This is a genomic window from Glycomyces algeriensis (assembly GCF_027622855.1).
GTDB classification, from domain to species: domain Bacteria; phylum Actinomycetota; class Actinomycetes; order Mycobacteriales; family Micromonosporaceae; genus Glycomyces; species Glycomyces algeriensis.
The window spans coordinates 1-12,658 of record NZ_JAPZVR010000008.1 but is presented as its reverse complement, the minus strand read 5'-3'; the positions used below and the strand labels follow the sequence as shown (position 1 = coordinate 12,658).

Sequence of the window (12,658 nt, the reverse complement as noted above, 5' to 3'; positions counted from 1 at the left end):
GGCCCGTCATATGCTCGGGGCATGGCAGCCACCCGTCCGACCCAGCTCTCCCCTTCGCGCGCCGGGGATTTCAAGCAGTGCCCGCTGCTGTACCGGTTCCGGGCGGTCGACCGCCTGCCGGAGCCGCCGTCGAAGGCCCAGGTGCAGGGCACGCTCGTGCACTCGGTGCTCGAGCGGTTGTACGAGCTGGACGCCGGGAGGCGCACCCCGCGGCAGGCGCTGGCGATGATCGAGCCGGAATGGGCGAAGCTCCAGGCCTCGGGCGAGTACGCGGCGCTGTTCGAAGGGCTCGACGACGAGTCGGACTGGCTGCGGAACGTGCGGCGCCTGGTCGAGACGTACTTCGCGATGGAGGACCCGCAGCGGCTCCAGCCGCACCGCACCGAGTGCCTGGTGACGACCACGCTGGACGACGGCACCTCGCTCAAGGGGTTCATCGACCGCGCCGACGTCAATCCGGCCGGGCTCGTGCGGCTCGTGGACTACAAGACGGGGAAGCGCCCGCCGGACCGGTTCGCGGACAAGGCGCTGTTCCAGATGAAGTTCTACGCCCTCGTGTGGTGGCGCACCCGGGGGACGGTGCCGACCCTGCTGCGGCTCATGTACCTCGGGGACGGGCAGATGCTCGACTACTCCCCCGACGAGCGCGAGCTGGAGGGGTTCGAGAAGACCCTCAAGGCACTGTGGTCGGTGATGCGCGAGGCGATCGCCACCGGCGACTTCCGGCCGCAGAAGTCGAAGCTGTGCGGTTGGTGCGCGCACCAGAAGCTGTGCCCGGAGTTCGGCGGCGAGCCGCCGGCGTACCCGCTGACGACCGTGCTGCCGGGCCTGGCGATGCCCGTGGACGGGCTGCCGGTGGAGGGCACTCCTCCTACCTGAGGCGTACTCGCGGATCATTCTCGCGTTCGATGAAACGGGCGGGAACGGCGGATACGGTGTAGAGCGTGCATGCCGCCTCCACTTTCACACGCCTGAAGCGCCGGATCCGCGAGCGGCCGCTCCTGGCCGACACGCTCCTGGCGATCGTCTCCGCCGCCGGGTACCTCGGCTTCTACGGGGTCTCGGCGGCACTCACCCCCGACCTGACGCTCACCTGGGCCCAGGCCGGGCTCATGGCCGTCCCGTTCGCCGCGATCAGCCTGCGCCGCGCGTGGTTGTGGGGCGGCATCGTCCTGTCGCTGCTCGTCATGGGCGTCGCGTTCTTCGTCGCGCCGCTGGAGGGCATGGTGATGGACAGCGGCGTCGGCATGTTCGTCCTCACCTACACCGCCGCCGCGTACCTGCCGCTTCCCCGGGCGCTGGTGGCCGCTGCCGCGATCTGGGTGCCGGTGGTGCTGTTCGTGCAGTCCGCCGCCTTCAGGGGCGGGGACCACCTCACGAGCTCCCTGATCACGATGCTCAACATCGCCCTGGCGTCCACCGTCTTCTGGATCGGCTGGGTCATCCGCAACCGGCGCGAGAAGGTCGTGGAGCTCTCCGAGCGCGCCCGGTTCGCCGAGGAGCGCCAGGAGGCGCTCGCGGCGCAGGCCGTCGCGGACGAGCAGCGGCGCATCGCCCGAGAGCTGCACGACGTGGTCGCCCACCACATCTCGGTCATCGGGGTCATGTCCGAAGGGGCCAAGCGGGTCCTTCGCCACGACCCCGAGGCGGCCGAGGACGCGCTCACCACGGTGAACCAGACCGCGCGCACCGCACTGCGGGAGATGCGGGACATCCTCACCGTGCTGCGGCAGGGACGCGACGAAGGCGGCAGCGCCGACCTCGAGCCGCAGCCTACAGTGGACTCGCTGCGGGCGCTGGTGGCGCAGACCAAGGACGCCGGCCTGCCGGTGCGCTACACCGTCCGCGGCGAGGAGTACCCGCTGCCGACGGGCGTGAGCCTGGCGGTCTACCGCATCGCCCAGGAGGCCCTCACGAACACCATCAAGCACGCCGGGCCGCAGGCCAGGGCCGGCGTCGTGGTCGACTACGGCGACGCCGAGTTCCGGATCTCCGTGGGCGACTCCGGCCACGGCGCTCCCGTCGTCTCGGGGTTCTCCGGCGGCCACGGCCTCATCGGCATGCGGGAGCGCGCCACGCTGTACGGCGGCTCCCTCGAAGCCGGGCCCCGGCCCGGCGGCGGCTACCTCGTCGAGGCCCGCTTCCCCAAGAACGCCCACCTCCAGGGAGTCATACGTTGAACGACCGGCCGATCCGCCTCCTCCTCGCCGACGACCAGCAGCTGCTGCGCGCGGGCTTCAAGATGGTCCTCGGCGCCGAGACCGACATCGACATCGTCGGCGAGGCCGGCGACGGCGTCGAGGCCTTCGACCTCACCAGGCGGCTCGTGCCCGACGTCGTGCTCATGGACATCCGCATGCCCCGCCGCGACGGCGTCGCCGCCACGGCCGACATCGTGCAGGCCAACCTGCCCACCCGGGTCCTCGTGCTCACCACGTTCGACCTCGACGAGTACGTCGTCGGGGCGCTGCGGGCCGGCGCGGCAGGGTTCCTCACCAAGGACGCGCCCGCCGCGGACCTGGTCGAGGCCATCCGCACCGTCCACAGGGGAGGCGCGGTCGTCGCGCCGCACATCCTCTCGACCCTCCTGGGGCGCTTCGCCGAGCACCGCGGCAGCGACGGCGACGTCAAGCCCGCGATCGTCGACTGCCTGACCGCCCGCGAGCGCGAGGTCCTGCTGCTCCTGGCGAAAGGCCTCACGAACGCGGAGATCGCCGAGACCCTCACCGTCGGCGAGACCACCGTGAAGACCCACGTCGGCCACCTGCTCACCAAGCTCGGCGTCCGAGACCGCGTCCAGGCCGTCGTCCTCGCCTACGAGAGCGGCCTGGTCAAGCCCGGCAGCACCGACTGAGGCCGCCCCCGGGTCCGTCCTACCCCGGTACCGCGCCTCGCCTCCCGACTCCGCCTCTCGACGTAGACGAAGACCGTCCGCGAAGCGGATGCGCGCCTGCCCGCCGTCCAATATCGTCGAACATGGCCATGAGCGCCACGACGCCGAATGACATCAGGTATGATGTCACAATCAGGCGAGCCGACGTCATTAGTCAGCGCTCCTCTGGCACAACGACTTCGCGAGCGGCGTCTCGCGGACCGGGAAACCAAACACACACCGATATCCCTCGGCACATCGACACCTGCACCGAAAGCGAGAGCGTCGTGTCCACCACATCCCCCGTCAAGACCACCGCCGTATCAGCCGAAGGCCTCTGGAAGGCCTACGGCATGGGCGAGGCCCAGGTCGTCGCTCTCCGCGACGTCTCGGTCCAGTTCGAATCCGGCGCGTTCACCGCCATCATGGGCCCCTCGGGCTCGGGCAAGTCGACACTCATGCACTGCCTCGCCGGCCTCGACACCACCGACCGCGGCACCGTCCACATCGGCGGCACCGCCGTCACCGGCCTGAACGACAAGGCCCTCACGAAGCTCCGCCGCGACAAGATCGGCTTCATCTTCCAGCAGTTCAACCTGCTCCCCACGCTCACCGCCGAAGAGAACATCACCCTGCCCGCGGCCATCGCCGGGGCCAAGGCGGACCCGGCCTGGCTCGACCAGATCATCAAGACCCTCAACCTGGCCGACCGCCTCTCCCACAAGCCGACCGAGCTCTCGGGCGGCCAGCAGCAGCGCGTCGCCTGCGCCCGCGCCCTCGCCACCCGCCCCGAAGTGGTCTTCGCCGACGAGCCCACCGGCAACCTCGACACCCGCTCGGGCGCCGAAGTGCTCCGCTTCCTGCGCACCAGCGTCGACGACTTCGGGCAGACCATCGTCATGGTCACCCACGACCCGTCCGCCGCCGCCTACGCCGACCGCGTGGTCTTCCTCGCGGACGGCCAGATCGTCGAGGACATGTCCGAACCGACCGCAGACAAGGTCATCGACAAGATGAAGCACTTCGAAGAGCTCGTCGCCGCCGCACAAGGGGAGCACGCCTAGCCATGCTGCGCGCCACCCTCAAGGGCATGGCGAGCCGCAAAGCCCGCCTCGTCCTCACCAGCCTCGCCGTCGTCCTCGGCACGATGTTCGTCGCCGCCGCGATGATCCTCACCGCCACCATGGAGAAGTCGGTCACCGGCGTCATCGCCGACGCCTTCACCGACGTCGACGCCGTCGTGTCCTCCGCGGAGGACCCCGCCGCCGCCCAAGGCAACACGCCCAGCGCGACCCTCATCCCCGGCGACGTCCTCGAGACCGTCCGCGGCGTCGACGGCGTCGAATCCGCCGAAGGCGACGTCTCCGGCCAGATCAACGCCATCGGCGACGACGGCAAGCTCGTCGGCGCCTTCGCCCCCACCATCGGCTTCAACTGGAACGACCAGTCGACCGGCCTCAACGAGATCCGCGACGGCACCAGCCCGCAGGCCGACGACGAGGTCATCGTCTCCACCCAGTTCGTGAAGGACGCCGGGCTCGACATCGGCGACACCGTCACCGCCTACTCCTACACCGCCGACCGCGCCGAGTACGAGATCGTCGGCGTCTTCGGCCTCAGCGGCGACCGCGACTCCATCGCCGGCGAGACCCAGATGGGCTTCACCGTCACCGAGGCGCAGCGCCTGCTCGCCCAGGGCGAAGACGCCTACATGGCGATCTACGTCGAAGGCGGCGACGCCTCCACCGACGACATCGCCGCCGCGATCGGCTCCGACTACCGCGTCCAGACCGGCGAAGAGGCCAGCGAGGAAGCCGCCCAGGGCTTCGCCGCGGTCGCCGACATCATGGGCTACATCTTCCTCGGCTTCGGACTCGTCGCCGTGTTCGTCTCGGTGTTCCTCATCATCAACACCTTCACGATCATCGTCGCCCAGCGCCAGCGCGAACTCGCGCTCCTGCGCGCCATCGGCGCGGCCCGCAACCAGGTCGTCGGCTCGGTCCTCGCCGAAGCCGCCGTCATCGGCGTCATCGCCTCCATCCTCGGCCTCGGCCTCGGCGTCCTGCTCGGCTGGGGCCTGTCCCAGCTGGTCAGCTCCACCGTGATGGGCGGCCTGGCGGTCCAGCTGCAGGTCCCGGCCACGGCCCTGTGGGCGCTCGCCGTCGGCATCGGCGTCACCGTGCTCTCCGCGTTCGTCCCCGCGATCAAGGCCTCCGGCGTGCCGCCGGTGGCGGCGATGCGCGACGCCGTCAACCCGCCGAAGCCCTTGCGCGGCATCACCATCGCGGGCCTCGCGGTCACCGGTGTGGGCGGCGTGCTGATCGCGCTCGGCCTCACCGACAACCTCGGCGACCTCGGCCTGGGCGGGTTCCTCAGCGGCGTCGGCATCGCGTTCGTCGGCATCACACTGCTCACGCCGATCCTGTCGCGGCCGCTGGTCGCGCTGCTCGGCGCGGTCATGTCGTGGTCCTTCGCGGGCCGCCTCGGCAAGCTCAACGCCGGACGCAACCCGCGGCGCACCGCGATCACCGCGTCCGCGCTGATGATCGCCGTCGCACTCGTCACCGGCATCGCCACGCTCGTCTCCAGCTTCAAGGAGACCACGACGGAGCTCACGGACTCCAACCTCGAGTCCGACCTCATCGTCATGGGGCAGCAGGGGGCCAACATCCCCACGTTCATGCCCGAGACACTCGCCGAGATCAAGGCCCTGCCCGACGTGGCGGCGGTCGGCGACCTCTACGGCGAGTTCTTCGGCGCCGAGATCGACGCCGAGCCGACCATGCTCTACGCCAGCGAGGACCTCCCGACCAGCCTCGGCATCTTCAGCGGCACCGTCGCGGACGGGTCGGTCGAGAACCTCCCGGACGACGGCCTCGTGGTGAACGAGTCCGCCGCCGAAGACCGGGGCCTGGCGCTCGGCGACACCGTCGAAGTGGCGTTCGCCAACGACGTCACCGCGCAGCTGCAGGTCACCGCGATCCTCGACGACTCGCAGCTGACGGACGGCTGGTGGGTCTCGCCGGCGCAGATCCCGAACTTCACCGTGCCGAAGCCGATGCAGGCGTACATCCAGGTCGACGACGGCGCCGACGTCGGCGCGGTCCAGTCCGAGGTGGAGGACATCCTCGCCGACGAGCCCGAAGTGAGCGTCACCAACAACGCCCAGTTCGTGGAGCAGCAGACCGGTCAGCTCGACGTCCTCCTGGCGTCCGTGCAGATCCTGCTCGCGCTGGCGATCATCATCGCGATCATCGGCGTCGTCAACACCCTGGTCCTGTCGGTCCTCGAACGCACCCGGGAACTGGGGCTGCTCCGCGCGATCGGCATGACCCGCGGGCAGGCCCGGCGCATGATCACCGTCGAGAGCGTCATCATCTGCCTCTTCGGCGCGGTCCTGGGCATCGCGGTCGGCATCGGCCTCGGCTGGACCGTGCAGCAGGCGCTCGAGGAGGAGGGCCTGACGAGCTTCGCGCTCCCGTGGGCCCTCATCGTCACGTACCTGGTCGCGGCCGTGGCCGTGGGCCTCCTCGCGGCGATCGCCCCGGCGGCCCGCGCGGCGAAGCTCAACGTGCTGAACGCGATCGCCTACGAATAGCTTCATACCGGAAACCAGGTGAGGGGCGGCGTTGTCAGACGCCGCCCCTCCCGTCTGCCCGGGGACGGCCGGAAGGCCGAGCCACGGGCCGTTCCGGGCTCCGTCTTTCGGCCGACCCGGCGCCGGAGGCTCCGCCTCGGGGAGGACGGAACTCCGGCCCGCGGACCGAAGCGCCCGGGAGCGGCGCTCAATAGCCTTGTGGCAACAGGAAAGACACCCGATCAGAAAGGCGCTCCCGTGCCACTCAGCACTCCCCACGCCCCGCAGCGGACCCCCGGTCTGCAGCAGCAGCACAGCCGCGCCGCCGTCACCGCCACCGGACTGTGGCGCGCCTACGGCTCCGGCGAAGCCCAGGTCGTGGCCCTGCGCGATGTGTCCGTGGCGTTCGCCTCCGGCCAGTTCACCGCCATCATGGGCCCCTCGGGCTCGGGCAAGTCGACGCTCATGCACTGCCTCGCCGGCCTCGACACCACCGACCGCGGCACCGTCGACATCGGCGGCACGGTCATCACCGGCCTGGGCGACAAGGCCCTCACGAAGCTCCGCCGCGACAAGATCGGCTTCATCTTCCAGCAGTTCAACCTGCTCCCCACCTTGACGGCGGAAGAGAACATCCTCCTCCCGGCCTCCATCGCCAGCGCGAAGGCCGACCCGGCGTGGATCAGCCAGATCATCCGCACCCTCGACCTCCAGGAACGCCTGTCGCACAAGCCGACCGAGCTCTCGGGCGGCCAGCAGCAGCGCGTCGCCTGCGCCCGCGCCCTCGCCACCCGCCCTGAGGTCGTCTTCGCCGACGAGCCCACCGGCAACCTCGACACCCGCTCCAGCGGCGAGGTCCTCGGCTTCCTGCGCAAGTCCGTCGACGACTTCGGGCAGACCATCGTCATGGTCACCCACGACCCGTCCGCCGCCGCCTACGCCGACCGGGTCGTGTTCCTCGCTGACGGGCAGATCGTCCGCGACCTTCCGAATCCCACCGCCGACGACGTCATCGACACGATGCGCGGCTTCGAGACCCGCGTCCCGCTCGCCGGAGAGGCCGCCTGACCCCATGCTCCGCGCCGCACTCAAGGGCATGGCGGCCCGCAAGGCCCGCCTCGCGCTCACCAGTCTCGCGGTCGTCCTCGGCTCGGCGTTCATCGCCGCCGCCCTGGTCCTGACCGCCTCCATCCAGGCCACTGTGGATGCACTGAACGCCGAGTCGTTCGCCGGCTCCGACGTGCTCGTCCAACCGGTCGCACCCGAATCCCGGGGCGACAGCCTGATCCAGCAGGGCGTCTCCGCCGAGACCCTCGCCAACGTCGAAGCCACCGAGGGCGTCGAACGGATCGGCCTCACCGTCTCCGGCACGATCAGCGCCATCGGCGACAACGGCAAGGTCGTCGGCGGGCTCGCCCCCACCATGGCCGCCAACTGGGCCGACGAGGCCCACGACCGCGAACTGCGGGACGGCCGAGCCCCGGAGGCTGACGGCGAAGTCGCCGTCTCCGCCAAGTTCGCCGCCGACTCCGGCCTCGGCCTGGGCGAGACGGTCACCGCGTACACGCCGACCACCGACCAGACCGCGTACGAGATCGTCGGCGTCTACGGCTACTCCGGCGGCCGCGACTCCATCAGCGGCGGCACCGAGATCACCTTCACCACCGCCGAAGCCCAGCGCCTCCTCTTCGACGGCGAGGACGCCTACTCGGCCCTCGCCATCCAGGCGGCCCCCGGCACCGACGCCGACGACCTCGCCGCCGCACTCGAACCCGTTGTCGGCGCCGAATCGCAGGTCAGGACCTGGGAGGACTACAACGCCGAGGCGACCGCCCAGTCCGCCGAGCTGACCGGGCTCGTCGGCAACTTCCTGCTCGGCTTCGGCCTCATCGCCGTGTTCGTCTCGGTGTTCCTCATCGCCAACACCTTCTCGATCGTCATCGCCGGTCGCCTCAAGGAGATCGCGATGATGCGCGCCATCGGCGCCGGCCGCGGCCAGGTCGTGCGCTCGATCCTCGCCGAAGCCCTCATCCTCGGCACCGTGGCCGCCGTCGTCGGCGCCGCCGTGGGCGTCGCGGGAGGCGCCGGCCTGACCGCCGCGATCGCGAACTCGTTCCTCGACGCGGGCCAGGTCAGCGTCGCCGTGCCGCCTACCGCCATCCTCGCCGCGCTGGCGGTCGGGATCGGCGTGACCGTGCTGGCCGCCCTCGTCCCCGCCGTCAGGGCCTCCAAGGTCCCGCCCGTCGAAGCGATGCGCGCCGCCGCCAAGGCCGACCGGCCGATCACGGGCATCACCGTCACCGGCACGATCGTCACCCTCGCGGGCGGCGCGGCCATGGCCCTGGGCCTGACCCACAACCTCGGCGGCGACAAAGCCGACCTCGCGGGCACCGCCGTCGGCGCCGGCCTGGTATTCGTCGGCGTCACCATGCTCACCGCCTGGCTCTCCAAGCCCCTCGTGGGGGCGCTCGGCCGGCTGTGGTCGTGGAACTTCGCCGGGAAGCTCGGCCGCCGAAACGCCGGACGCAACCCGCGGCGCACCGCCGTCACCGCCTCCGCGCTCATGATCGGCGTGACCCTCGTGACCGCGACCGCGACCCTGCTCACCAGCGTAAAGGCCAGCATCGAGGACTACTTCGGCGAAGCGGTCAAGGCCGAGCTCTTCGTCACCGGCCCGGCCGTATCCGAGCTCCCCGCGTCGTTCGACCCCGCGGTCATGGACGACATCCGCGCCATCGACGACGTCGAAGCCGCAGTGGAGGTCTACTACGACATCGCCGACATCGACGGCACCGAGCAGTACGTCAACACCACCACCGACTTCGGCGGGATCGTCGACCTCTTCGGCGGCGAGATCGCCGACGGCGGCACCGGGGCACTCGCCGACGACGAGATCGCCGTCAACCAGTCGGCCGCCGACGAGCTCGGCGTCGGCATCGGCGACACCGTGAACGCCACCTTCAGCCGCGGCACCGAAGCGCACGAGTTCACCGTCAGCGCGATCCTCGCCGACAACGAGAACACCGACGGCTGGTACGTCTCCCCCGCCTACGTCGAGGAGTTCTACACGACCAAGCCGATGATGGCCCTGGTCGACGTGGCCGACGGCGCCGACATCGACGCCGTCACCGCGGCCGTCGACGACGCGCTCGCCGGAGAACCCGAGGTCAGCGCCCAGAACCACGAAGAGTTCGTCGCCGAGGTCACGGTGTTCTTCGACTTCGCGATCATCGCGATCCAGCTGCTCCTCGGCCTGGCGATGATCGTCGCCGTCATCGGCGTCGTCAACACGCTGATCCTGTCGGTCCTCGAGCGCACCCGCGAACTGGGCATGCTCAGGGCGATCGGCATGACCCGCGGGCAGACCGTCCGCATGGTCATCGTCGAGAGCGTCACCATCGCCCTCTTCGGAGCGGTCCTCGGCATCGCCGTAGGCCTCGGGCTCGGCTGGGCGCTCCAGAACGCGCTGGCCGACAGCGGCGTCGACGTCTTCGCCGTCCCCGTCACGCTCATCGCCGGGTACCTGGCAGCGGCCGTCCTCGTCGGACTCCTCGCCGCCATCGCCCCTGCGGCAAGAGCCGCGAAGACCAACATCCTGGGCGCGATCGCCTACGAATAGCGTTTCACCGCAAGGAAACGAATGAGGGCCGCCCCGGAAGGGGCGGCCCTCATTGCTGTGCGCGTGTCACATGCCGGACTTGTAGGAGCCCGAATCGAGCGCCTCCATGTCCTCCAGCTCGACGCCGTTGGTCTCCTTGATCATCTTGCCCACGAAGAAGAACGAGATCAGCGCGAACGCCGCGTAGAGGCCGTACGCCAGGAACAGGCCGGTCTGCGCGAGCTCCGGGAACGTGACGGTGATGAGCCAGTTCGAGATCCACTGCGCAGCCGCGGCCACACCGAGCGCCGAGGCGCGGATCCGGTTGGGGAACATCTCCCCCAGCAGCACCCACACGACCGGGCCCCAGGTGAACGCGAACCCGAAGACGAACACGTTCGCCGCGATGAGCGCGATGACGCCCTGGGCGTCGCCGAGCACCGGGTTGTTCTCCGCGTCCACGTTCGCCGTCGCGAAGATGAGCGCCATCGTGCCGAGCGCGATGAACATGAGCATCGAGCCCCACATCAGGAGCTTCTTGCGGCCCACCTTGTCCACCAGGTAGATCGCGAGGATCGTACCGGCGATGTTCACGATCGAGTTGATGACGCTGGTGAGGAACGCGTCGTTCTCGCTGAACCCGACCGACTGCCACAGCGAGGTCGAGTAGTAGAAGATGACGTTGATGCCGACGAACTGCTGGAACATCGACAGGAAGATGCCCACCCACACGATCGGCAGGAGCCCGAAGCGCGGACCGCGCACATCGGAGATGCGCGGCGGCCGGTCGCTGTGGAGCGACTCCCGGATCTCCACGATCTTCGTGTCGACGTCCCCGCCGACGTACTTGACCAGGATCTCCTTGGCCTTGTCCTCCTGGTGCTTCGCCACGAGGTACCGCGGCGACTCGGGGATGTTCAGCGAGCACATGAAGTACACGAACGCCGGCACCGCTGCCGCGGCGAACATCCACCGCCAAGCCGTACCGCCCCAAGGGACCTCACCGCTCGCGCCGCCCGCAGAAGCCTGGATGCCGTAGTTCACCAGCAGCGCCGAGAAGATACCGAGCACGATCGCGAACTGCTGCAGCGAACCGAGCCGCCCGCGCAGGTGCGCCGGCGCGATCTCGGCGATGTACGCGGGAGCGATGACGCTCGCCGCACCGATCGCCAGACCGCCGACCACACGCCAGACGGTCAAGTCCACCGGTCCCGTCGCCAAGGCACTGCCCAGCGAGGTGATGAAGAAGATGACCGCCGCGAGCATCATGACCCTCGGCCGCCCGAACTTGTTCGCGAGCGAGCCCGCGAACCAGGCGCCGACCGCACAACCAAGGAGCGCCGAGGAGACGACCACACCGGTCTCGACCGAGCCGATCCCCCATTGCGTCTCGAGCGCGCCGGTGGTCCCGTTGATCACGGCCGTGTCGTACCCGAACAGGAACCCGCCGAGAGCGGCGGCGATCGAGACGAACACCGCCGAAGCAGTGCCCACCTGGGGCGCCCCGCGCTTCAGACCGTCATTGTCCGTGGCCATCATTCACTCCCGCTGCCGACTCGAACCGGTACCATACGTGCCGAAATCCTAAGATGGATTCGCCCTGTAGATCACTGTTTGCCGCAATCAGCCTTACCCCGCCGGGCATGCGATCAACCGGAAAGTCCCTCGTCGATCTGCACATCGAGTGCCCGCAGCATCCGCGCCAACGCGATGTACGTGGCCCCGGTGACCGTGAGCTCGGTCTGCTCGGACGGGCTGAAGCACGCGTCGAGCGCCGCGTCGTCACGCGCCGCCCCGGCACCCAGGTGCTCGGCGTACCCGAGCACTGCCCGCTGCGGCGCACTGAAGCATTCGGCCTCACGCCACCGCTCGAGCGCCCCGAGCTGCTCGGAGTCCAGACCGGACTCGGCCGCCATCGGAAGATGATGCGCCAGTTCGTATGCGGAGTCCTCGAGCTGAGCGATGCGGCAGATCATCAGCTCACGGAGCCCGCGTGACACCGCCGCGTCGAACCGCAGCGCATGAATGAGGTCGAGCACCGGTGCCAGCAGCGCCGGCGCATGCGCGAGTGCTCGATGCAGGTTGATCGGATCCCTCCCGACAGCGGCCAACCGCCGCGAAGCCGACGATGGCAGCCCTGTGCCAGGAAGACGCGAAACTGAATCTCTATCCACTACTGTGACCTAACTAACTTGTGACGCCCGCTACGTCCTATCCAGCGATGTGGGACAATACAGGGAGGGCAAGTACCCCAGTCGTCGAGCCTGCAACGGAGGAGGCCACGTGAGCACATTTTTCAGCGTCGTAGGTGCGATCGGAATCGCGATCGCGCTAGTGACCGTCTCGCTACTGACATTCCTGGTGACAGGGGCGATCTTCGGCATCGGAGTCGGTGTGGCGAGGATGAGAGACGCGCTCTCGACTTCTTCCTGAATCAGAGCATGCGAAAAGGCCCCCACCGTGAGGTGGGGGCCTTTCCTTTACGTAAATGTTTGGCGGTGTCCTGCTCTCCCACACCCTCTCGAGTGCAGTACCATCGGCGCTGGAAGCCGTAACGACCGGGTTCGGAATGGGACCGGGTGTGTCACTTCCGCTCTCACCACCAAACAAA

Annotated in this window: 9 protein-coding genes and 1 rRNA gene; 7 read left to right on the top strand and 3 right to left on the bottom strand. The window is 69.3% G+C overall.

The window, feature by feature from the left end; genetic code table 11:
• Positions 1-21 precede the first annotated feature (21 nt).
• The 7 genes from O2L52_RS15860 to O2L52_RS15830 all read left to right on the top strand — a co-directional run bounded on the left by O2L52_RS15860 (position 22) and on the right by O2L52_RS15830 (position 10,068).
• Positions 22-879, top strand: a complete 858-nt coding sequence (locus O2L52_RS15860; protein WP_270116677.1) for a RecB family exonuclease — start codon at positions 22-24, stop codon at positions 877-879.
• Positions 880-944: 65 nt separating this feature from the next.
• Positions 945-2,180: a sensor histidine kinase gene (locus O2L52_RS15855; RefSeq protein ID WP_270116676.1), complete on the top strand. Its 1,236-nt coding sequence runs from the start codon at positions 945-947 to the stop codon at positions 2,178-2,180.
• Positions 2,177-2,854, top strand: coding sequence for a response regulator (locus tag O2L52_RS15850; RefSeq protein WP_270116675.1), 678 nt, complete (start codon positions 2,177-2,179; stop codon positions 2,852-2,854). The genes O2L52_RS15855 and O2L52_RS15850 overlap by 4 nt, the downstream gene beginning before the upstream one ends.
• Before the next feature lie 371 nt (positions 2,855-3,225).
• Entirely contained in the window at positions 3,226-3,936 is a 711-nt protein-coding gene (locus O2L52_RS15845) for an ABC transporter ATP-binding protein (protein ID WP_309299882.1), read from the top strand.
• A gap of 2 nt (positions 3,937-3,938) precedes the next feature.
• Positions 3,939-6,470 (top strand): ABC transporter permease, encoded by a 2,532-nt coding sequence (locus O2L52_RS15840; RefSeq protein WP_270116673.1) that lies wholly within the window; start codon positions 3,939-3,941, stop codon positions 6,468-6,470.
• A gap of 279 nt (positions 6,471-6,749) precedes the next feature.
• Positions 6,750-7,517, top strand: a complete 768-nt coding sequence (locus O2L52_RS15835; protein WP_344474408.1) for an ABC transporter ATP-binding protein — start codon at positions 6,750-6,752, stop codon at positions 7,515-7,517.
• Between the two features lie 4 nt (positions 7,518-7,521).
• On the top strand, positions 7,522-10,068 hold the full coding sequence (locus O2L52_RS15830) for an ABC transporter permease (RefSeq protein ID WP_270116671.1): 2,547 nt from the start codon (positions 7,522-7,524) through the stop codon (positions 10,066-10,068).
• A gap of 66 nt (positions 10,069-10,134) precedes the next feature.
• On the opposite strand, the gene O2L52_RS15825 is transcribed toward O2L52_RS15830, so the two are convergent.
• The 3 genes from O2L52_RS15825 to rrf form a co-directional block, all read right to left on the bottom strand.
• Positions 10,135-11,583: a sugar porter family MFS transporter gene (locus O2L52_RS15825; protein WP_270116670.1), complete on the bottom strand. Its 1,449-nt coding sequence runs from the start codon at positions 11,581-11,583 to the stop codon at positions 10,135-10,137.
• A gap of 113 nt (positions 11,584-11,696) precedes the next feature.
• Entirely contained in the window at positions 11,697-12,158 is a 462-nt protein-coding gene (locus tag O2L52_RS15820) for a carboxymuconolactone decarboxylase family protein (RefSeq protein ID WP_270116669.1), read from the bottom strand.
• A 379-nt stretch (positions 12,159-12,537) separates the two neighbouring features.
• Positions 12,538-12,654 (bottom strand): 5S ribosomal RNA (gene rrf / locus O2L52_RS15815).
• Positions 12,655-12,658 lie beyond the last annotated feature (4 nt).

What these genes read in the sequence shown, in the direction of transcription:
- O2L52_RS15860 (WP_270116677.1), top strand. Translation starts at nt 22, where the DNA reads ATGGCAGCCACCCGTCCGACCCAGCTCTCCCCTTCGCGCGCCGGGGAT.
- O2L52_RS15845 (WP_309299882.1), top strand. Translation starts at nt 3,226, where the DNA reads ATGGGCGAGGCCCAGGTCGTCGCTCTCCGCGACGTCTCGGTCCAGTTC.
- O2L52_RS15840 (WP_270116673.1), top strand. Translation starts at nt 3,939, where the DNA reads ATGCTGCGCGCCACCCTCAAGGGCATGGCGAGCCGCAAAGCCCGCCTC.
- O2L52_RS15830 (WP_270116671.1), top strand. Translation starts at nt 7,522, where the DNA reads ATGCTCCGCGCCGCACTCAAGGGCATGGCGGCCCGCAAGGCCCGCCTC.
- O2L52_RS15825 (WP_270116670.1), bottom strand. Translation starts at nt 11,583, where the DNA reads ATGGCCACGGACAATGACGGTCTGAAGCGCGGGGCGCCCCAGGTGGGC.